This window comes from Variovorax sp. ZS18.2.2, from assembly GCF_024701975.1.
Taxonomy (GTDB): domain Bacteria; phylum Pseudomonadota; class Gammaproteobacteria; order Burkholderiales; family Burkholderiaceae_C; genus Variovorax.
Genome location: NZ_JANLNM010000007.1, coordinates 52,614 through 72,648, shown reverse-complemented (window position 1 = coordinate 72,648; position 20,035 = coordinate 52,614). Strand labels below are relative to the sequence as shown.

Here is a 20,035-nt window from a genome sequence, read left to right as displayed (position 1 = left end):
TGATGGAAATGATTTAATTTGCTGGAATTCATTTCAAACCATCATCTATAGCCAGCCATGGACTTCGACCCCACGCTTCTGCGCGCCTTCGTGGCCGTCAAGGAAACCGGCGGCTTCACGCGCGCGGCGGAGCGGCTGCACCTGACGCAGTCCGCCGTCAGCCACCAGATCCGCAAGCTCGAGGAGCAGGTGGGCCGACAGCTTCTGCACCGCACGACGCGCCGCCTCACCGTGACGGAAGACGGCGAGGACTTCCTGCGCTATGCGCAGCAGATCCTCGACACGCTCGACGCGATGACCCGGCGCTTCCAGCCCTCGCCGATCACGGGCGTGGTGCGTTTCGGCGTGCCGGACAACTTCATGGGCGACCGCCTGCCGCCCTTGCTGTCGCAGTTCGCGCGGGCGTTTCCCGCGGTGCGAATGGAGGTCTGTGTGAGCATGCATACCGACCTGCGCGCGGCGATCCGGGCCGGCGAGCTCGATCTCGCGGTGGTGATGTCGCCGCCCAACGTGGCGGAGGGCACGCGCCTGCGGCGCACGCAGCTGGTCTGGGCCGCGGCCGAAACCTTCGAGGCGCCCAAGGGCGCATCGCTGCCGCTGGCCTTCTTTCCCAAGCCCTGCGTCAACCGGCAGGTGGCCGGATCGGCGCTCGACCTCACGGCGATCGACTGGCACGTGGTCTTCACCTCGGCCAGCCCGCAGGGCATTCGCGCGGCCGTGCTCGCGGGGCTCGCGGTGACGGTGCTGACGCGTGAAGAGGTCGAGCCGGGCATGAAGATCGTCGATGGCCGCTACGGCCTGCCGCCGTTGCCGAGCGTCGAGTTCGCGCTGATCTGGAGCGAGAGCGGCAAGACGCCGTGCGCCTGCCGCTTCGGCCAGATGATCCTGGAGATGCCGGACCTGACGGTCGGCGCGCAGGCATAAAAAAACGGCGCCAGAGGCGCCGTTCTTCATTTGCGAGCTTTTCGAGCTTGCTTCGTGCTCAGTGCGCGCCCGGCGCCTGTGCGTCGGTGGCCGTCTTCTCGAACGGCAGCGACATCGAGCCCAGGTCGCGGCGGGTTTCGACCAGCACCAGCGGACCTTCGTCGAGCACGATCGCCGGCGGGCGTTCGCGCGGCACATGCACCGGCTTCGGCTCGGCGGCGATGGCGGCGCGCGCTTGCGCGATGCGATCGGCATCCGAGTTGACCCACTGCAGGCCCGAGCCCTCGGCGATCTGCGCGAGTTCGTTCAGCGGCAGTTCGAAGGCCTGCACCTTGGGCAGTGCGCGGCCGTTGCCGGCGGGCGCTGCCTTGGCAGTTTCGACCACGATGGGCGCTGCGACCGGTGCAGGCGCAGGGCGCTCGAAGCGTGGCTGCTGCTGCGGTGCGGGTTCGCGCACTTCGGGGGCTGCGGCGACTTCGCTCACCTGGCGTTCGGCGACAGGTTCTGAAGCCAGCGGCAGTTGCTGCTGCTGGCGCGCGACCGGCGCTTCGTACGACTCGCCGGTGGCTTCCATGGCAGCTGCGACGGCGCCTTCGGCTGCCGGTGTCTCGGCTGCGTTGCTGGCTTCGTTCTCGTCGCGCGGACCACGTTCGCGGCGGTCGCGGCCGTAGCGGTCACGCGAACGGCCACGGCGCTCTTCGCCCTCGCGGCGCGGTGCCTGGTCGTTGCCGGCGTTCTCGCTGCCTTGTTCGCCCTCGGCGGATGCCACTTCGGCCACGCGCGCTTCGCCTTCGTTGGCGGCGGGCGGTGCGTCGTTGCGGCGCTCGCGGCGGCCGTCGTTGCGCTCGCCGCGTTCGCCACGGTCACCGCGCGGTGCGCGTTGCTCGTCGCGGCCGTTGCGGGGCTGGCGTTCGCCTTGCGGGGCGTCTTCACCGGCGACGGCTTCGCTGCGCGGCTGTGCATCGCCGTTGCGTTCGCCGCCGCGGTCGTTGCTGCGTTCACCGCGTTCGCCACGGTCACCACCGCGTTCGCCGCGTTCACGACGCTCGCCGCGGGCGCGCGGTGCGCGCTCGGCTGCGTTGCCTTCGTCGGCGCCGGGCGCTGCCTGCTGGGCTTCGAGGTTGACGTTGCCGTCGACCAGTGCCTCTGCCGGTGCGTTGCGGCCTTCGCCTTCGCGGCGCTCGCCACGGCCGCCACGGCGTTGTTCGCCGTCGCGCGGTGCGCGTGCCTCACGCGGTTCGCGGGGTTCACGTTGCTCGCGCGGCTCGCGTTGTTCACGCGGCTGGCCTGCGGCTGCATCGTTGCGCAGTTCGCTGCTGCGGCCTTCGCGGTTCTCGCTGCGTCCTTCGCCACGGCCACCTTCGCGGCGCTCGCCACCGCGGCCGCCGCGGCGTTCGCCGTCGCGACCACCACGGCGTTCGCCGCCTTCACCGCGCGCTTCGCCGCGGCCTTCGCCACCACGGCCGCCACGGCGCTGTTCGCCGTCACGTGCACCGCCGCGGGCTTCGCCATCGCGGCCCGGACGGCCATCGCGACGGGGCTTCGGTGCCTCGACCGGAATCGCGGACGGCGCGGGCGCCTTCGCTTCGGCCGGCGTGCTGCCGAACAGGCTCTTGATCCAACCGAAGAAGCCGCTCTGTGCCGGAACCGGCGCGCTCACGACGGGCGGCGCGACCGGTGCGGGTGCTACGACAGGCGCGCGCACCGCTTCGGGCTTGGGCGGAACGACCGGCGCGGGTGCGTCGGGCAGCACGCCCTTGATGACCGGCGTCTGCTTGTTGGTCGGCTCCTGCGAGCGGCGGGTGACGGCCGTCGGGTCTTCGATCTCGTCGGCCATCTTGTAGCTGGCTTCGATGTGATCGAGACGGGGGTCGTCGTGCTTCAGGCGCTCGAGCTTGTAGTTCGGGGTTTCGAGCGTCTTGTTGGGCACCATCAGCACGGTGACGCGCTGCTTGAGTTCGATCTTGGCGATCTCGGGGCGCTTTTCGTTCAAGAGGAACGACGCCACTTCGACCGGCACCTGGACGTGCACGGCAGCCGTGTTGTCCTTGAGGCACTCCTCTTGAATGATGCGCAGGATCTGCAGCGCGCTCGATTCGGTGTCGCGGATGTGGCCCGAGCCGCCGCAACGGGGGCAGGGGATCGACGAGCCTTCGCTCAGTGCCGGTTTCAGGCGCTGGCGGCTCATTTCCATCAGGCCGAACTTGCTGATCGAGCCGAACTGCACGCGGGCGCGGTCTTGGCGCAGCGCGTCGCGCAGGCGGCTTTCGACTTCGCGGCGGTTCTTCGACTCGTCCATGTCGATGAAGTCGATGACGATCAGGCCGCCCAGGTCGCGCAGGCGCATCTGGCGGGCCACTTCGTCGGCGGCTTCGAGGTTGGTGCGGGTGGCGGTCTCTTCGATGTCGCCGCCCTTGATGGCGCGGGCCGAGTTGACGTCGACCGAGACCAGCGCCTCGGTGTGGTCGATCACGATGGCGCCGCCCGAGGGCAACTGCACGGTGCGGGCGTAGGCCGATTCGATCTGGTGCTCGATCTGGAAGCGGCTGAACAACGCCGCGTCGTCGCGGTAGCGTTTCACGCGGGCGGCATGCTCGGGCATGACGTGCGCCATGAACTGCTGCGCCTGGTCGTAGATGTCGTCGGTGTCGATCAGGATGTCGCCGATGTCGTGATTGAAGTAATCACGGATGGCGCGGATCACGAGCGACGATTCCTGGTAGATCAGGAAGGCGCCCTTGCCGCCCTTGCCCGCGCCGTCGATGGCGGTCCACAGCTTGAGCAGGTAGTTCAGGTCCCACTGGAGTTCGGGCGCCGAGCGGCCGATGCCGGCGGTGCGCGCGATGATGCTCATGCCCTTGGGGTACTCGAGCTGGTCCATCGCCTCTTTGAGCTCGGCGCGGTCATCGCCCTCGATGCGGCGCGAAACGCCACCGCCACGGGGGTTGTTGGGCATCAGCACGACATAGCGGCCGGCCAGCGAGATGAAGGTGGTGAGGGCCGCGCCCTTGTTGCCGCGTTCTTCTTTTTCGACCTGGACGGTGAGTTCCTGGCCTTCGCGGATCGCGTCCTGGATGCGGGCCTGGCTGGCCGACACGCCTTCGGCGAAGTACTGCTTGGAGATTTCCTTGAACGGCAGGAAGCCGTGGCGGTCTTCGCCGTAGTCGACGAAACAGGCTTCGAGGCTGGGCTCGACGCGGGTCACGACCGCCTTGTAGATGTTGCCCTTGCGCTGTTCGCGCCCTTCGATCTCGATTTCGTAGTCGAGGAGCTTTTGCCCGTCGACGATGGCCAGGCGCCGTTCTTCGGCTTGCGTGGCATTGATCAGCATCCGCTTCATGATGCGTTGTCCTTATATGTATCGTTCTCTGCAGCCCATGACGGGCCAACGATGCACGGACGACGCCCGCGAAACCAGGGAATTGCCGCTTGGCCCCGGATGCTGTGACTGCCGCGCCAGGCGCGAGCAGGCCTCTCGAGCGTCAGCTCAAGAAGACAGCCGGGGTGGGGGCGCGTGGATGGGCGCGAGCCAGATTCGGTGTTGAGTGGCGATCTTTTCGATCGCCGGTTGCGCAAGGGGGGCGCGCGCTGCAAAAGATCCAATGCCGGAGGCCGCTGGCAGAAGCCAGGTCGGCCAGCGAAGGCATATTTGAATCAGCAGCATCAACACAACAAGGGACTCGCTTCGATCCGCCGGCAGCTTGGAAGCTGCAGGCTGGGTATTCCGTATCGGTGTTTCGTGGGTGTCGGCTTGACTTGGGTGCCGGGCCTGCCACTTTGCGCAATTGCGCGGGGTTTGCAGCTCGGCGCCAAAGCGGCATCGACCTCACAGCATGGTCGTCAGTGCTCTAAACTTCTGTCTAATCAAGCACTTACACGACCGCGCTGGTGAAAAACATTATAGGTGCGAAGCAAAGCCCCGAGACCGCTCCAAATCCCGCAGATCGAAATGCCGGGACCGAGGCAGGTGCGCACGGGGCCATCAAATTCATCACCGTCGACGCGGAGTCGGCGGGGCAGCGCCTCGACAATTTTCTTTTTCGCCATCTGAAAGGCGTGCCGAAGACGCATGTCTACCGGATCATCCGGTCGGGCGAGGTTCGTATCAACAAGGGGCGTGTGCAGGCAGAGACCCGGATCGAGGTGGGCGACGTGCTCAGGCTCCCGCCGGTGCGGATTTCTCCGCGCGCGGAGGAGGGCGCAACACCTCCCGCACCGGCCCGTGAATTCCCGGTGCTGCTCGAAGACGATGCCGTCCTGGCCATCGACAAGCCCGCCGGCGTGGCAGTGCACGGCGGCAGCGGTGTGAGCTTCGGTGTGATCGAGCAGCTGCGCACGGCGCGGCCGGGCGCCAGATTCCTGGAACTGGTCCACCGGCTGGACCGCGAAACCTCCGGCATCCTGCTGGTCGCCAAGAAGCGTAGCGCGCTGGTTGCGCTGCAGGACCAGTTCCGCGAGCGCGAAACCGGCAAGACCTACCTGGCGCTGGTCGAAGGCGACTGGCCTGCCAACAAGAAGGTGCTCGATGCGCCGCTCGCCAAATATTTGCTGCCCGACGGTTCCGGCGCCGGTGCCGGCGAACGCCGCGTGCGCGTGGTCCCCAAGGACCATCCCGACGCGATGCGCGCCATCACGCTGGTTCGCGTGCTCGCGCGGCTCACGTTGCCGGGCGACGCCACGCCGCTGTCACTGCTGGCGGTGACGATCAAGACCGGACGCACCCACCAGATTCGCGTGCACCTGGCCTCGGCCGGCCATGCGATCGCGGGCGACGACAAATACGGCGATTTCGAGCGCCAGCGCGCATTGCAGAAACTCGGCTTGAAGCGCATGTTTCTCCACGCATGGCGATTGCAGTTCAACCACCCGGCGGGCGGCGAGCGCATCGCGCTGCAGGCCGACCTGCCGCCCGAACTGCACGCGCTGATGCCGCCCTCCGCGCTCCAGGCGCTGGCCCAACACCCCACTCCCACGGCCCATGACTGATTCCTCCGCAAGACCTCCCCGCTTCGACCTGATCGCCTTCGACTGGGACGGCACGCTTTACGATTCCACACGCCTGATCGTGCGATGCATACAGGCCGCGGTCATCGATGTCGGCGGCGCCAAGCCCACCGAGAACGATGCCGCCTGGGTGATCGGCCTCGGGCTCGCGGAAGCCCTCGCACGTGCGGCGCCCGATGTGCCGAAGGAAAAGTACGCCGAGCTCGGCGCGCGCTACCGCTATCACTACCTGCAGCATCAAGATGACCTGGTGCTGTTCGACGGCGTGCTGCAGATGCTCGACGCCCTGCGCGCGCGCGGCCACAAGCTGGCCGTGGCCACCGGCAAGTCGCGCCGCGGGTTGAACGAGGCGCTGAAGTCGGTGGCACTGCGCGACCGCTTCGACGCCTCGCGCACCGCCGACGAGACCTTCGGCAAGCCGCATCCGCGCATGCTGCTGGAGCTGATGGAAGAGCTCGACGTGCCTGCCGAGCGCACGTTGATGATCGGCGACACCACGCACGACCTGCAGTTGGCGATGAATGCCGGCTGCGCCAGCGTGGGCGTGAGCTACGGCGCGCACGAGCCCGCGAGCTTCGACGAATTCAAGCCGCTGTTCGTCGCCCACACGGTGCCCGCGCTCGAAACGTGGCTCCTCGACAACGCCTGAAGATTTCGTCATGAGCGAAGCGCACATCCCGCTGTGCAATGCCGCGGACCTCGTCGAAGGCGGCCGCGCCGTGCCTTTCGATGTGGTTCACGGCGGCGAAACCTGCCGTGCCTTCGCGGTGCGTTTCGAGGGCCAGCCGCATGCGTACCTCAATCGGTGCAGCCACGTGGCGATGGAAATGGACTTCCAGCCCGACCGCTTCTTCGACGACACAGGCCAGTGGCTGCTGTGCGCCACGCACGGCGCGGTCTACCAGCCCGACACCGGCGAATGCATGGGCGGCCCCTGCCGCGGCGGCCTCGTGAAGATCGCCTTGAGCGAACGCGACGGCGTGGTGCACTGGCATACTGCCTGGAACCTCCAACCTCTCACCTTCTGACACATGACCGACCCGAATCGCAGGGAACCCGAGGGTTTCGATCCGTTGGAACCGGTAGCTCCCCTCACCACCCCCAAGAACATGGCTCAAGACCCTACACAGCGCCCCGGCTGGGAGCGCGCAACGCTTGAAAAGCTCGCCTTCGCCGCGCTCGGCGAGCAGAAGGCCACCCGCCGCTGGAAGACCTTCGTGCGTCTTTCGTGGCTCGCCTTCTTCATCTTCCTGGCGTGGTTCGCGCTCTCGCGCAGCACGCCGAGCACCGCCAAGACGACGGCCCACACGGCGGTCGTCGAGATCAAGGGCGAGATCGCAGCCGGCGGCGACGCCAGCGCCGAATTCGTCGTGGCCGCCATGAAGACGGCCTTCGAGGACGAAGGCGCCAAGGGCGTGGTGCTGCTGATCAACTCGCCGGGCGGCAGCCCCGTGCAGGCCGGCATCATCAATGACGAGATCAAGCGCCTGAAGGCCAAGCACAAGAAGCCGGTCTACGCGGTGGTCGAGGAGACCTGCGCTTCGGCGGCTTATTACATTGCCGCCGGCGCCGACAAGATCTTCGTCGACAAGGCCAGCATCGTCGGCAGCATCGGCGTGCTGATGGACGGCTTCGGCTTCACCGGCGTGATGGACAAGGTCGGCGTGGAGCGGCGCCTGCTCACGGCCGGCGAGAACAAGGGCTTCCTCGATCCGTTCAGCCCGATGAGCGACGCGCAGCGTGCACACGCCCAGACGATGCTCAACCAGATCCACGCGCAGTTCATCAACGTGGTGAAGACCGGCCGCGGCGATCGGCTGAAGCTCGACACTCCCGGCCTGTTCAGCGGCCTCTTCTGGAGCGGCGAGCAGGCGGTCGAATACGGGCTGGCCGACCAGCTCGGCAACGTCGATTTCGTCGCGCGCGAGGTGATCAAGGCCGAAGAGGTCATCGACTACACCCGCCGCGACAACGTGGCCGAGAAGCTGGCCAAGAAGTTCGGCGCCGCGATGGGCGAAGCCTCGGTGCGTTCGCTGCAGGTCGCGACGCCCGCGCTGCGCTGAAGCAGATAAAAACCCTCAGGCCGCTTCGCTGCGCGTGAAGCGGGCTGAAGCGGCCAGCGCTGCGGCGAAGATCACCACCACGTAGAGCGCGGCGGTCAGCGAACTGGCCCGCGCCAGCAGGCCGATCACCGCGGGGCCGGCCATGAATCCCAGGTAGGCCACGGCCGACACCGACGCGATGCCGCTGGCGGGTTCGACGCCCGGAACGCGGGCCGAAGCGCCGAACAGGATCGGCACCACGTTCGCAAAACCGATCCCGACGCCGGCGAAGCCGATCAGCGCGAGCCAGGGGAGGTCGGTCAGCAGCACCAGCGTCATCGCGGCGGCCGCGAGCACACCGCTTCCGCGCAGCAAGGCAACCGGGGTGAAGCGGGCGCGCATCGCGTCACCGCCGAAGCGCGCAGCCGCCATGGCCGCGGAGAACGCCGCATAGGCCAGCGCCGCCTGCTTCTGCGGGCTGCCGAGCTCCTGCTGCATATAGAGAACGCTCCAGTCGTAGATCGCGCCTTCGGCGATCAGGCCCAGTGCGGCCAGCACGCCGAGCACCGCGAGCGGGCCGCGGGGCAGGCGAAAGCTGTGGTCGGCACCGGTTGTGTTGCCCGTGGCCGCCTTGGGCAGCATGCGTGTCGAGGACAGGGCAACCAGCAGCACCATCGCCACGGTGACAAGCAGCAGGTGCGTCTGTGCACCCATTCCCGCTGCAAGCACCGCACTGCCGCTCGCAGCACCAGCCATGCCGCCCAGGCTGAACATGCCGTGCATGCCGCTCATCAGGGGCGTGCCGCTTTGCATCTCGAGTTGGGCCGCCTCGGTGTTGATGGCCACGTCGAACACGCTGGTGACGAGGCCGAACGCGGCCAGCAGGCCCATCAGTGCGAAGTAGCCCGGCATGGCGATCAGGCCGGCAAGCAATAGCGCATAGACGCAGCCGAAAAGGGCGGCGATCCGGCGCGGGCCGTGGCGACCGATCCAGCGGCCCGCGCTGGTCAGGCCGAACATTGCGCCGGCGCCTGCGGCGAGCAGGGCCAGCCCGAGTTGGGCTTCGTCGAGGCCGTAGTGCGCTTTGACCGTGGGCACATGCACGCCCCAGGTCGCGAAGATGAAGCCTGAAGAAAAGAATTGCGCGCGCGAGGCCCAGCGCGTGCCGGCGGTCACCACCACCATCGTCAGCGCCCGATCGCGAACACGGCGGGCAGGCGTTCGTCGGTGGCGGTCTGGGGCTTGGCGCGCCAGGATTTCACGGTCTCGCTGCGCACATGGGACGTTGCGAGGGTCAGGCCGCGTGCGACGGCAAGGCGGGTGTTCTGGTGCATGGTTTGAACCAGCGCCTGCAACAGGGCGGCATTGCGATAGGGCGTTTCGATGAACAGCTGCGTCTGACCGGTCTTGAGGGCGATCGCTTCGAGCTCGCGGATGCGGGTCTGGCGCTCGCTCGCGTCCTGCGGCAGGTAGCCGACGAAGGCGAAGTTCTGGCCGTTCAGGCCGCTCGCGGCCAGCGCCAGCAGCAACGAGACCGGACCGGTGAGAGGCACGACGGTGATCCCCAGGTCGTGCGCGGCGCGCGCCACCGAGGAGCCTGGGTCGGCCACCGCCGGCATGCCGGCTTCGCTCAGCAGGCCAATGTCGTGGCCTTCGAGCGCTGCGGCCAGCAGCGGCCGGGCGTCGAACTGGCCGGCGTGATCACCTTTCTTGTGCACTTCGCGCGGGAGTTCCTGGATGTCCTGCGCTTGCAGCGGGGCGGCCAGCGGCGCGACGGCGTCGATGCGCTTGAGGTAGGCGCGGGCGGATTTTGCGTTCTCGCAGATCCAGTGCGTGATGCCGGCGGCCACCTGCAGGGTGCCGAGCGGCAGCGCGTCCTGCAGCGGGGCCTGCACGTCGCAGCCGAAATCGAGCGGCGCGGGGACGAGGTAGAGCTTGCCGTGGGTCACAGGAGTTCGACCCCCGCGGCGCGCAGCATCTGGCATGTGCGGATCAGCGGGAGGCCGACCAGTGCGGTCGGGTCGTCGCTGTCGATGGCATTCAGCAATGCGATGCCGAGGCCTTCGCTCTTGGCGCTGCCGGCGCAGTCGTAGGGCTGCTCGGCCTGGAGATAACGCTCGATGGCGGCGTCGCTGAGTTCGCGGAACACGACGCGCACGGGCGCCAGGTCGCGCTGGACGAAGCTGGTGGCGTGGCAGACGACGGCGACTGCCGTCTGGAAGATCAGCGTCTGGCCGCGCATCCGGCGCAATTGGGCGGTGGCGCGGGTGTGGTCGCCGGGCTTGCCGAGCGCCTCGCCGGCGAGGTCAGCCACCTGGTCGGAGCCGATGACCACCGCTTCGGGGAAGCGGGCGGCGACTGCGTTGGCTTTTTCCAATGCGAGGCGTTCGGCCAGCGCGCGGGGCGTTTCGCCGTCCAGTGCGGTTTCATCGACTTCCGGGGCGTGCACATCGAAGGGCAGGCGCAGGCGGGTCATCAATTCGCGGCGATAGCGCGAGGTCGAGGCGAGGATCACGGGGCGTTGCATGGAGACGATTGTGCGTGAGCCGCGCAAAAACCTTCTGGCACGCACCATGCCGGTGAAGCGGCTGGCGCGCTAGACTGGCGCGGATGAAGAGAGAATTTGCCCCCGAACGGCTCGACGTGGCCGGCTTTGCCGCCGCAGCCGCAACCCTGAATGCCGCCGACCCGGTCCCTAACTATGTGCGCCTTGTCGCCGAACTGGCGGATCCGGCTGTCGATGCCGTCGTCCACTGGGACGCCACCGGCGAGGAGCGCCCGGGCGCCGACGGCAAGGCCGCGCCCTGGCTGCACCTGGAAGCCGAGGCGATCGTTCCGTTGACGTGCCAGCGCTGCCTTGCGCCTGTCGAGGCGGAACTCGTGGTCGATCGCTGGTTCCGTTTCGTTGCCGACGAGGCCACGGCGGAGGCCGAAGACGATGAATCCGACGAAGACCTGCTGGTTATCAGCAGGGATTTCGACCTGCACACCCTGATCGAGGACGAGCTGTTGATGGAGATTCCCGTCATGCCCGTCCATGACGTCTGCCCCGAGCCAGTTCGCCTGTCGTCCAGCGATGACGATTTCCTGGCGGCCGAGGAAGCCAAGCCGAACCCGTTCGCGGTGCTCGGAGCGTTGCGTTCGCGCAAGCCGGAAGAGGGCAAGTAGCCCTTTTCCGGCGGCTAGGCTATAATCATGGGCTTCGCGCGCGCCGCCGTGAGCAGCGATACAGAGATAACAGGCAGGGGCATTCCATACATGCCGCTCACTTTTTTGTATCGCCACCGCTTGAGCCCGTATCCAGTCACTCACCTAACAGTCCAGGAGCCATCATGGCCGTCCAGCAAAACAAGAAGTCGCCTTCCAAGCGCGGCATGCACCGTTCCCACAATGCACTGGTCGTGCCCGGCATCGCCGTGGAGCCGACCACTGGCGAAACGCATCTGCGCCACCACATCAGCCCCAACGGTTTCTACCGTGGCCGTCAGGTGCTCAAGAACAAGTCCGAAGCCTGATCTCGCACTCCAAGGCCAAGGCCCGAAGCTACTTTCCCTGTAGCGTCGGGCCTTTGTTTTGATGGCTACGCCTTCTTCTCCCGAATTCACTGCTGCGCCTTCTGCAATCACGCTCGCCGTGGATTGCATGGGAGGCGACCATGGGCCGCGCGTCACGCTCGCGGCCTGCCGCGCGTTTCTCGAGCGGCACAGCGAAGCCTCGTTGCTGCTGGTCGGTGCGCCGGCCGCGCTGGCGGGTTTCGCTGCACATCCACGCGCCCGCATCGTTGCCGCCAGCGAAGTGGTGGGCATGGACGATCCCATTGAAATTGCGCTGCGCAAGAAGAAGGATTCTTCGATGCGTGTCGCGATCCAGCAGGTCAAGGATGGCGCTGCGCAAGCAGCAATCTCCGCTGGCAACACCGGCGCCTTGATGGCGATCGCCCGTTACCTGCTCAAGACGCTCGACGGCATCGATCGCCCCGCGATCGCGCCGCAACTCCCGAACGCGAAAGGTGGCGCGACCACCGTGCTCGATCTGGGTGCGAACGTCGATTGCGATGCCGAAGACCTGCTTCAATTCGCCGTGCTCGGCTCGGCGCTGGTTTCGGCGCTGACTGGCAACGAAGCGCCTTCGGTGGGTCTGCTCAATATTGGTGAAGAAGCCATCAAGGGCAGCGAAACGATCAAAAAGGCAAGTCAATTGCTGCGTACGGCCGCTAATTCCAAGGATTTGAACTTCTACGGCAACGTCGAAGGCAACGATATTTTCAAGGGCACGACCGATATCGTCGTTTGCGACGGCTTCGTCGGAAATGTTGCGCTGAAGGCCAGCGAAGGCGTGGCCTCGATGATTGGCGAGTTCATTCGCGTTGAATTTTCGCGAAGCATTTTCACCAAGATTGCGGCAATTGTTGCTTACCCGGTTCTAAAGGCGTTCAAAAGCCGTCTGGATCACCGTCGATACAACGGGGCTGCCTTGCTGGGCCTCCGTGGACTGGTTTTCAAGAGCCATGGCTCGGCCGACGAAGTGGCTTTCGGGCATGCGCTGGATCGCGCTTATGATGCCGCTCGCAACAACCTGCTCGATCGCGTGCGGGCCCGCATCGCCCACGCCGCGCCTTTGCTCGCGCGGCAGGAACCGGCGGTGCCGGTCGACGCGACGGCCCTTCACGTTTGATGACCCCTTTTTCACGCATCACCGGCACCGGCAGTTATCTGCCCCCACGCCGCGTGACCAATGACGATCTCGCCAAGGAACTGGCGTCGCGCGGCATCGAAACCTCCGATCAGTGGATCGTCGAGCGCACCGGCATCCATGCGCGCCACTTTGCCGCGCCGGATGTCGGCAGCAGCGATCTCGGTCTCGAGGCCGCGAAGCACGCACTCGAAGCGGCGGGCCGCAAGCCCAGCGACGTCGACCTGATCATCGTTGCGACCTCGACGCCCGACATGGTGTTTCCGTCGTCGGCCGCCATCCTCCAGAACAAGCTCGGCATTGCCGGCTGCCCGGCCTTCGATGTCCAGGCGGTCTGCAGTGGCTTCGTTTACGCGCTGACCGTGGCCGACGCCATGATCCGCACCGGCACTGCGCGCTGTGCACTGGTGATCGGCGCCGAAGTGTTCTCCCGCATCCTCGATTTCAACGACCGCACCACCTGCGTGTTGTTCGGTGACGGCGCGGGCGCGGTGGTGCTGGAGGCCAGCGACGAGCCCGGCATCCTGTCGAGCGATCTGCATGCGGACGGCAAGCACGTCGGCATCCTGTGCGTGCCGGGGCATGTGTCCGGTGGCAATGTGCTGGGCACGCCGCTGCTGCATATGGATGGGCAAGCCGTGTTCAAGCTGGCGGTTCGGGTGCTCGAAGAGGCCGCGCGCACTGCGCTGGCCAAGGCCGGCAAGACTGAGGCGGATATCGACTGGCTGATTCCGCACCAGGCCAACATCCGCATCATGGAAGGCACGGCCAAGAAGCTGAAGCTGCCGCGCGAGAAACTGATTGTCACGGTCAATGAGCACGGCAACACCTCGGCCGCGTCGATTCCGCTGGCGCTCGACGAAGCGGTGCGCTCCGGCAAGGTGAAGAAGGGCGAAACCCTCATGCTCGAAGGCGTGGGCGGTGGTTTCACCTGGGGCGCCGTGCTGCTTAATCTGTAGCGTATTGCGGTCCTCTCCAGGGCTGCGATGCGATATGACGCATAGAACAATGAAATCCTTTGCTTTTGTATTCCCGGGTCAGGGCTCGCAGGCTGTCGGCATGCTCGACGCCTGGGGCGACCATCCGGCAGTCGCGGAAACGCTGCGCGAGGCTTCCGCAGCGCTGGGCGAAGACGTCGGCGCGCTGATCAAGAACGGCCCGAAGGAAGATCTGGCACTCACCACCAATACGCAGCCCGTGATGCTGGTCGCCGGTGTCGCAGCCTGGCGCGCCTGGTTGTCCGAAGGCGGCGCAATGCCTTCCGTCGTGGCAGGTCATTCGCTGGGCGAGTACTCGGCGCTGGTGGCTTCCGGCGTGTTGACGCTGGCGCAAGCCGCGCCACTGGTGCGCTTCCGTGCACAGGCGATGCAGCAGGCCGTGCCTGTCGGTGTCGGCGCCATGGCCGCTGTGCTGGGCATGGAGTCTGGCAAGGTCGTGGCAGGCTGCGCGGAAGCGACGGCCTCCTTCGGCGCAGGCAGCGCTGAAATCGTCGAGGCCGTGAATTTCAACGATCCGGCGCAGACCGTGATCGCCGGCAGCAAGGCGGCCGTCGACAAGGCTTGCGAGTTGCTCAAGGCCAATGGCGCGAAGCGCGCGCTGCTGCTGCCCGTTTCGGCGCCTTTCCATTCGAGCCTGATGAAGCCTGCCGCAGAAGCGCTGCGCGAAAAACTCGCCAGCCTTACCCTCGCCGCGCCGCAGATTCCAGTGCTGAACAACATCGACGTGGCCGTCGAAAGCGACCCGGACCGCATCCGCGACGCCCTGGTGCGCCAGGCGGCCGGCCCGGTTCGCTGGGTCGAGAGCGTGCAGGCCTTGAAACTGCGCGGTGTAGCCGCCATCATCGAGTGCGGGCCCGGCAAGGTGCTGGCCGGTATGGTCAAGCGCATCGCCCCCGATCTCGAAGCTGCGTCGGTGTACGACCCGGCGACGCTCGCGGACACCCGACAATCGCTCGCCGGCTGAACGGCGCAGGACCCGATACTTTTTATATGAGCATTCCCAAATTCGAAGGGCAAGTCGCTCTGGTCACCGGCGCATCGCGCGGTATCGGCGCAGCGATTGCGCTCGAGCTGGCGCAACGCGGCCTCAAGGTGGTCGGCACCGGCACCACCGAGGACAGCGCGGCGAAGATCACTTCGGCCCTGAGCGCATTCGACGGCCGTGGCCGTGCACTCAACGTGAATGACGCCGCAGCCGTCGAGGCGCTGATCGACGAGATCGTCCAGGCCTACGGCGCGATCCACGTGCTGGTCAACAACGCCGGCATCACGCGCGACACGCTCGCCATGCGCATGAAGGACGACGACTGGGATGCGGTGCTCGACACCAATCTCAAGGCCGTGTTCCGCCTCTCGCGCGCGGTGATCCGCCCGATGATGAAGCAGCGCTACGGCCGCATCATCAGCATCACGAGCGTGGTGGGCGCCTCCGGCAATGCCGGCCAGGCCAACTACGCAGCCGCCAAGGCCGGTGTCGCGGGCATGACCCGCGCCCTGGCCCGCGAACTGGGCAGCCGCAACATCACCGTCAACTGCGTCGCGCCGGGCTTCATCGAAACCGACATGACGGCGAGCCTCCCCGAGGCGCAGCAACAAGCACTCCTGCAGCAGATCCCGCTGGGACATCTGGGCAAGCCGGCCGACATCGCGCATGCGGTGGCGTACCTCGCATCGCCCCAGGCGTCCTACGTGACCGGGCAGGAGTTGCATGTGAATGGCGGCATGCACATGTAGCCGCAAGGCGCAATCTTTCCCGTACCGGGGGTGAGGCAAATGCCACAATCCGCCCGGCTAAAATCCACCGATTACCTACAACCCTCAGAGGGAACCAAATGAGCGATATCGAAGCACGTGTCAAGAAAATCATCGCCGAGCAACTCGGCGTGGAAGAGTCCCAAGTGACGAACGAAAAGGCTTTCGTGGCCGACCTCGGCGCTGACTCGCTCGACACGGTCGAACTCGTGATGGCACTCGAAGACGAGTTCGGCATTGAGATCCCCGATGAAGATGCCGAGAAGATCACCACGGTGCAAAACGCCGTCGACTACGCCACCAAGAATCAAAAGGCCTGATAGGCCAGCTGACACTGCGACTGCGGCCGGCGGCTTTTTATCGAACCGCACGCGCCGACCAGCAACTGTTCAGCGCTTCCAGAAAGGTTTGCCGGCATGACCAAACGCCGCGTCGTCGTGACCGGACTCGGTTGCATCGCTCCTGTCGGAAACACCGCAACCGAATCCTGGGCCAACTTGTTGGCCGGGAAATCGGGCATTGCGAACATCACCGCGTTCGATGCAAGCGCCTTCGCCTGCAAGTTCGCCGGTGAGGTGAAGGGTTTCGACATCACCCAATACATCTCGGAGAAAGAAGCGCGTCACATGGACCGCTTCATTCATCTGGGGCTTGCCGCCGCCATCCAGGCGGTGCAGGACAGCGGACTGCCAACCGGCGAAGCGCTGTCCTATGAAAAGGCCGTTCGCATCGGCTGCAACATCGGCTCGGGCATCGGCGGTCTGCCGATGATCGAACAAACGCACGCCGAATACGCGAGTCGCGGCCCGCGCCGCATTTCGCCGTTCTTCGTGCCGGCGTCGATCATCAACATGATCTCGGGCCACGTGTCGATCAAGTACGGCTTCAAGGGCCCGAACATCGCCGTCGTCACTGCCTGCACCACGGGTCTGCATGCCATCGGCACGTCGGCACGCATGATCGAGTACGGCGATGCCGACGTCATGATCGCCGGCGGCGCCGAGTCGACCATTTCCCCGCTCGGCATTGGTGGCTTCACCGCGCCTCGCGCGCTGAGCACACGCAACGACGATCCCGCCACGGCCTCGCGCCCGTGGGACAAGGATCGCGACGGCTTCGTGCTGGGCGAGGGCGCCGGCGTGCTGGTGCTCGAGGAGTACGAGCATGCCAAGGCGCGCGGTGCCAAGATTTACGCGGAAGTCGCGGGCTTCGGCCTGACCGGCGACGCGTACCACATGACCGCGCCCGACGTCGATGGCCCCCGCCGTTCGATGGCGATGGCGCTGGCCAATGCGGGTGTCAATGCCGATCAGGTCCAGTACCTGAACGCGCACGGCACCTCGACGCAGATCGGCGATCTGAACGAGACCAACGCGGTCAAGCTCGCCTTCGGCGATCACGCGAAGAAGCTCGTCGTGAATTCGACCAAGTCCATGACCGGCCACCTGCTGGGCGGCGCGGGCGGCATCGAATCTGTGTTCACGGTGCTTGCACTGCACGAGCAGAAGAGCCCGCCGACCATCAACATCTTCAACCAGGATCCGGAGTGCGATCTCGACTACTGCGCCAACGAGGCGCGCGATCTGAAGATCGACGTCGCGGTCAAGAACAACTTCGGCTTCGGCGGCACCAACGGTACGCTGGTGTTCAAGCGCGCTTGAGCATTGCTCTCCCATGCACAGCGCGCCGTCGGTGACCTATCCGGTGGGGCGCTCACGTGGCGCAACCCGGATTCTTGTCGTTCTCTGGGCCCTGGGCGCCTGCTGCGCGGGCGCATCCTGCTATCTCTTCGATAGCGCTGGATGGCGCCAGCTGCTGCTGGTTCTCAGCGTCGTCTTCTCTGGCGTGGCCGCGGGCTTTGGCTTGCGGCGCGATGGCGCCGCCACGCTGCATTTCGACGGACTCTATTGGTCCCTGACGGGGGCCGATCCGACCCGCGGCGTTCGTGCGGCGCGGGCCACGGTCGCGCTCGATTTCCAGTCGCTGATGCTGGTCAGGCTCTCGGAGCCGGGCCGCGCCTCGCGCTGGGTCTGGCTCGAGCAGCGGACCATGCCGGAACGCTGGCGCGACGTGCGCCGGGCGGTCTATTCGCGTGCGCCGGCCGCCGAGCCCGCGGGCGATCCGTGGCGCGCGACGGCACCCGCCGACGCGCCCTGAAACCCCGTCGATGACAACGTCTCCCCCGCCCGTACCACCGGAGTCCGGCCTGACCGACGCGTCGGCCGAAGCACCGCGCCCGGGCGAGGTCGATTTCCAGTTGGTCCAGCGCACGGTCGCGGGCGACCAGAAGGCCTTCGAACTCCTGGTCATCAAGTACCAGCGCCGTATCGAGCGCCTGATCGGCCGCATGGTGCGCGATGTCGACCTGGTCGAGGACATTGCCCAGGAAACCTTCATTCGCGCCTACCGCGCGCTGCACCAGTTCCGCGGCGAGGCGCAGTTCTACACCTGGCTCTACCGGATCGCGGTCAACACCGCCAAGAAGGCGCTGGTGGACATGAAGCGCGATCCGACCATCTCCGAAAGCGCGCTGCGACCGTCTTCCGACGACGACGATGAAACTTACCGTCCCGGAAACGAACCAATCAGCGACGAAACCCCCGAATCGGTCCTGGCGGCGAAGGAAATCGCCAATGCCGTCGAGGCTGCCATGGAAGCGCTTCCGGCCGAACTGCGCCAGGCGGTCACGCTGCGCGAGATCGAGGGGATGAGTTACGAAGAGATTGCCGAGGTCATGAATTGCCCTATCGGCACGGTGCGCTCACGTATTTTCCGGGCGCGCGAAGCCATTTCGGCCAGGGTCAAACCGCTTCTGGACAACCAGTCCGGCAAGCGTTGGTAAGTAAGCAGGTGAATGAAATGAATCAGACGATGACGGTTCGGGAACAGGTGTCCGCACTTGCGGATGGTCATTTGCAGGGTGAGGCGTTCGCGCAGGCGATCGACGCGGTCTGCACCGAGGGCGATTCGCGCGCGGCATGGCACACCTACCACGTGGTGGGCGACGTGTTGCGTTCGGGCTCCCATTCGGCGTGCAGCGACAGCTCGGCGTTCCTCGCGCGTTTCCAGCAGCGGCTTGCTGCGGAGCCCGTGATCGCGATGCCGGCGCTGGTGCCCATTGCCGCACCGGCCGCGGTCCAGATCCAGCGCAGGGCCGATGCGGCCAACGAACCGGTCTTCCGCTGGAAGCTGGTGGCGGGTGCCGCTTCGATGGTCGCCGTGGCGGCCATCAGCTGGACGCTGATCGGCAACGGCACGGCCGGTTCGCAGGCCGGCGCGCAGATCGCGGCCCAGCAACAGCCTGCGGTGAATTCGGTTCTGGCGGCGGCCGCCGTCAACAGCCAGCAGCCCTCCAGCACCACGCTGACGCCCACGCGCGTGATGGTGGGCAACGGCAATCCGCAAGTCATGCTGCGCGATCCGCGCCTCGATCAATTGCTCGAAGCGCACCAGCAGGCTGGCGGCGCTTCGCAAATGCCTTCCGGTTTCCTGCGCAACGCCACCTTCGAGGGACCTACGCGCTGATGGCGCGTCCGTAACTGCCCGCAATGACCGTTCAGATGCCGATCTCCGCACGCGCGTTCGTGCTTGTGTTTGCAGCCTTCTGCTTCGTGCAGGTTGCCACCGCACAAAACCGCTCCGGCCCGGCGACCGCCAAGGGTGCGGCTTCGGCGCAGACGGACGAGCCGCCGGCGATGAGCGTGGCCGACTGGCTGCAGCGCATGCACACCGGCGCGCGGCAACGGAATTACGTGGGCACCTTCGTGGTGTCGGCGCCGGGCGGCGACTTGTCGAGCGCGCGCATCTGGCATGTGCGCGACGGCGACCACCAGATCGAGCGCATCGAGGCCCTGTCGGGACCGCCGCGCTCGACCTTCCGGCGCAATCGCAATGTCATGACCTTCCTGCCCGAGGCGAAGGTCGTGAAGGTCGAGAAGCGCGAGAACCTCGATCTCTTTCCCAATCTGCCGGACAAGACCGATTCGTCGATCGGCGACTTCTACGACGTGCGCGCGATCGGCAAGGACCGTGTGGCCGGCTTCGACGCCGACGTGGTGCAGTTGTTGCCGCACGACGGACTGCGTTTCGGCTATCGCATCTGGAGCGAGCGCCGCTCGGGCCTGGTGGTGAAGCTGCAGACCATCGACAGCGAATCGCGGGTGGTGGAGCAATCGGCGTTCTCCGAGCTGCAGCTCGATGCGCCGGTGAAGGCGCAGGCCCTGGCGCAGATGATGACCAACACCTCGGGCTACCGCATCGAGAAGCTGGAACTCGAGCGCACCACGGCGCAGGACGAAGGCTGGACGCTCAGCGCGCCTGTGGCCGGCTTCAAGCCCCGAAGCTTCTTCCGCCGGCCGACCGCCGGCGGCGACAAGTCGAAGCAGGACGCCGCAACGGTCCAGTGGACTTTCTCGGATGGCCTGGCCTCGGTGTCGCTTTTCATCGAGCGCTACGATGCCGCGCGTGCGCCGCGGGACGGCGTGCTGACCATCGGGGCCACCAATGCGATCCGTCGGCGATTGCCCGAGCCTGCGAGCGACTGGTGGCTGACCGCGGTGGGCGAAGTGCCGCAGCAGACGCTCAACGCCTTTGCCCAGAGCCTCGCACGCACACGCTGATTGC

The 20,035-nt window shown here is 66.4% G+C and carries 21 protein-coding genes; 17 read left to right on the top strand and 4 right to left on the bottom strand.

Annotation, left to right across the window (positions count from 1 at the left end; translation table 11 throughout):
• The first annotated feature begins 57 nt into the window (after positions 1-57).
• Entirely contained in the window at positions 58-924 is an 867-nt protein-coding gene (locus NU688_RS24205; protein WP_257863365.1) for a LysR family transcriptional regulator, read from the top strand.
• A 58-nt stretch (positions 925-982) separates the two neighbouring features.
• Here NU688_RS24205 and NU688_RS24200 read toward each other — a convergent pair whose 3' ends face one another.
• Positions 983-4,264, bottom strand: a complete 3,282-nt coding sequence (locus NU688_RS24200) for an Rne/Rng family ribonuclease (protein WP_257863364.1) — start codon at positions 4,262-4,264, stop codon at positions 983-985.
• Positions 4,265-4,812: 548 nt separating this feature from the next.
• On the opposite strand from NU688_RS24200, the gene NU688_RS24195 reads away from it, so the two are divergent.
• Genes NU688_RS24195 through NU688_RS24180 form a run of 4 tightly spaced genes read left to right on the top strand, consistent with a single transcriptional unit; the run spans position 4,813 to position 7,991 of the window.
• Entirely contained in the window at positions 4,813-5,910 is a 1,098-nt protein-coding gene (locus NU688_RS24195; protein ID WP_257863363.1) for an RluA family pseudouridine synthase, read from the top strand.
• Positions 5,903-6,577 (top strand): HAD family hydrolase, encoded by a 675-nt coding sequence (locus tag NU688_RS24190; protein WP_257863362.1) that lies wholly within the window; start codon positions 5,903-5,905, stop codon positions 6,575-6,577. Before NU688_RS24195 ends, NU688_RS24190 begins: the two co-directional genes overlap by 8 nt.
• 10 nt (positions 6,578-6,587) lie before the next feature.
• A complete protein-coding gene (locus tag NU688_RS24185; protein WP_257863361.1) occupies positions 6,588-6,956 on the top strand; it encodes a Rieske 2Fe-2S domain-containing protein in 369 nt (122 codons plus the stop codon).
• Between the two features lie 3 nt (positions 6,957-6,959).
• On the top strand, positions 6,960-7,991 hold the full coding sequence (locus NU688_RS24180; RefSeq protein ID WP_257863360.1) for a S49 family peptidase: 1,032 nt from the start codon (positions 6,960-6,962) through the stop codon (positions 7,989-7,991).
• 15 nt (positions 7,992-8,006) lie between these two features.
• Here the strand turns inward: NU688_RS24180 and NU688_RS24175 are convergent, their stop codons facing one another.
• Genes NU688_RS24175 through NU688_RS24165 form a run of 3 tightly spaced genes read right to left on the bottom strand, consistent with a single transcriptional unit; the run spans position 8,007 to position 10,497 of the window.
• A complete protein-coding gene (locus NU688_RS24175) occupies positions 8,007-9,155 on the bottom strand; it encodes an MFS transporter (protein ID WP_257863359.1) in 1,149 nt (382 codons plus the stop codon).
• Between the two features lie 2 nt (positions 9,156-9,157).
• Positions 9,158-9,955 (bottom strand): SAM-dependent methyltransferase, encoded by a 798-nt coding sequence (locus NU688_RS24170; protein ID WP_257863358.1) that lies wholly within the window; start codon positions 9,953-9,955, stop codon positions 9,158-9,160.
• Positions 9,916-10,497 carry a nucleoside triphosphate pyrophosphatase gene (locus tag NU688_RS24165; protein ID WP_257863357.1) on the bottom strand — a complete coding sequence of 194 codons (582 nt, stop codon included), beginning with the start codon at positions 10,495-10,497 and terminating at the stop codon, positions 9,916-9,918. Before NU688_RS24165 ends, NU688_RS24170 begins: the two co-directional genes overlap by 40 nt.
• 83 nt (positions 10,498-10,580) lie before the next feature.
• Between NU688_RS24165 and NU688_RS24160 the strand changes: the two genes are divergently transcribed.
• The 12 genes from NU688_RS24160 (at position 10,581) to NU688_RS24105 (ending at position 20,031) form a co-directional block, all read left to right on the top strand.
• On the top strand, positions 10,581-11,138 hold the full coding sequence (locus NU688_RS24160) for a DUF177 domain-containing protein (RefSeq protein ID WP_257863356.1): 558 nt from the start codon (positions 10,581-10,583) through the stop codon (positions 11,136-11,138).
• Between the two features lie 164 nt (positions 11,139-11,302).
• Complete coding sequence (gene rpmF / locus NU688_RS24155) at positions 11,303-11,485, top strand: 50S ribosomal protein L32 (protein WP_007830466.1); 183 nt, start codon at positions 11,303-11,305, stop codon at positions 11,483-11,485.
• Between the two features lie 61 nt (positions 11,486-11,546).
• The gene (plsX, locus tag NU688_RS24150) at positions 11,547-12,644 is read left to right on the top strand and encodes a phosphate acyltransferase PlsX (protein ID WP_206177785.1); all 1,098 of its coding nucleotides are present in this window, start codon (positions 11,547-11,549) and stop codon (positions 12,642-12,644) included.
• On the top strand, positions 12,644-13,621 hold the full coding sequence (locus NU688_RS24145) for a beta-ketoacyl-ACP synthase III (RefSeq protein ID WP_257863355.1): 978 nt from the start codon (positions 12,644-12,646) through the stop codon (positions 13,619-13,621). The genes plsX and NU688_RS24145 overlap by 1 nt, the downstream gene beginning before the upstream one ends.
• Positions 13,622-13,670: 49 nt before the next feature.
• On the top strand, positions 13,671-14,624 hold the full coding sequence (gene fabD / locus NU688_RS24140; protein WP_257863354.1) for an ACP S-malonyltransferase: 954 nt from the start codon (positions 13,671-13,673) through the stop codon (positions 14,622-14,624).
• Positions 14,625-14,650: 26 nt separating this feature from the next.
• On the top strand, positions 14,651-15,394 hold the full coding sequence (fabG, locus tag NU688_RS24135) for a 3-oxoacyl-ACP reductase FabG (protein ID WP_093434874.1): 744 nt from the start codon (positions 14,651-14,653) through the stop codon (positions 15,392-15,394).
• A 98-nt stretch (positions 15,395-15,492) separates the two neighbouring features.
• A complete protein-coding gene (gene acpP, locus NU688_RS24130; protein WP_007830471.1) occupies positions 15,493-15,732 on the top strand; it encodes an acyl carrier protein in 240 nt (79 codons plus the stop codon).
• 96 nt (positions 15,733-15,828) lie between these two features.
• Positions 15,829-17,073, top strand: a complete 1,245-nt coding sequence (gene fabF, locus NU688_RS24125; protein WP_257863350.1) for a beta-ketoacyl-ACP synthase II — start codon at positions 15,829-15,831, stop codon at positions 17,071-17,073.
• 13 nt (positions 17,074-17,086) lie between these two features.
• Positions 17,087-17,569: a hypothetical protein gene (locus tag NU688_RS24120; RefSeq protein WP_257863349.1), complete on the top strand. Its 483-nt coding sequence runs from the start codon at positions 17,087-17,089 to the stop codon at positions 17,567-17,569.
• 10 nt (positions 17,570-17,579) lie between these two features.
• Positions 17,580-18,254: an RNA polymerase sigma factor RpoE gene (rpoE, locus tag NU688_RS24115; protein ID WP_257863348.1), complete on the top strand. Its 675-nt coding sequence runs from the start codon at positions 17,580-17,582 to the stop codon at positions 18,252-18,254.
• Positions 18,255-18,271: 17 nt separating this feature from the next.
• Positions 18,272-18,937, top strand: coding sequence for a sigma-E factor negative regulatory protein (locus NU688_RS24110; RefSeq protein ID WP_257863347.1), 666 nt, complete (start codon positions 18,272-18,274; stop codon positions 18,935-18,937).
• A 23-nt stretch (positions 18,938-18,960) separates the two neighbouring features.
• Positions 18,961-20,031, top strand: a complete 1,071-nt coding sequence (locus tag NU688_RS24105) for a MucB/RseB C-terminal domain-containing protein (protein ID WP_257863346.1) — start codon at positions 18,961-18,963, stop codon at positions 20,029-20,031.
• The last annotated feature ends 4 nt before the right edge of the window (positions 20,032-20,035 follow it).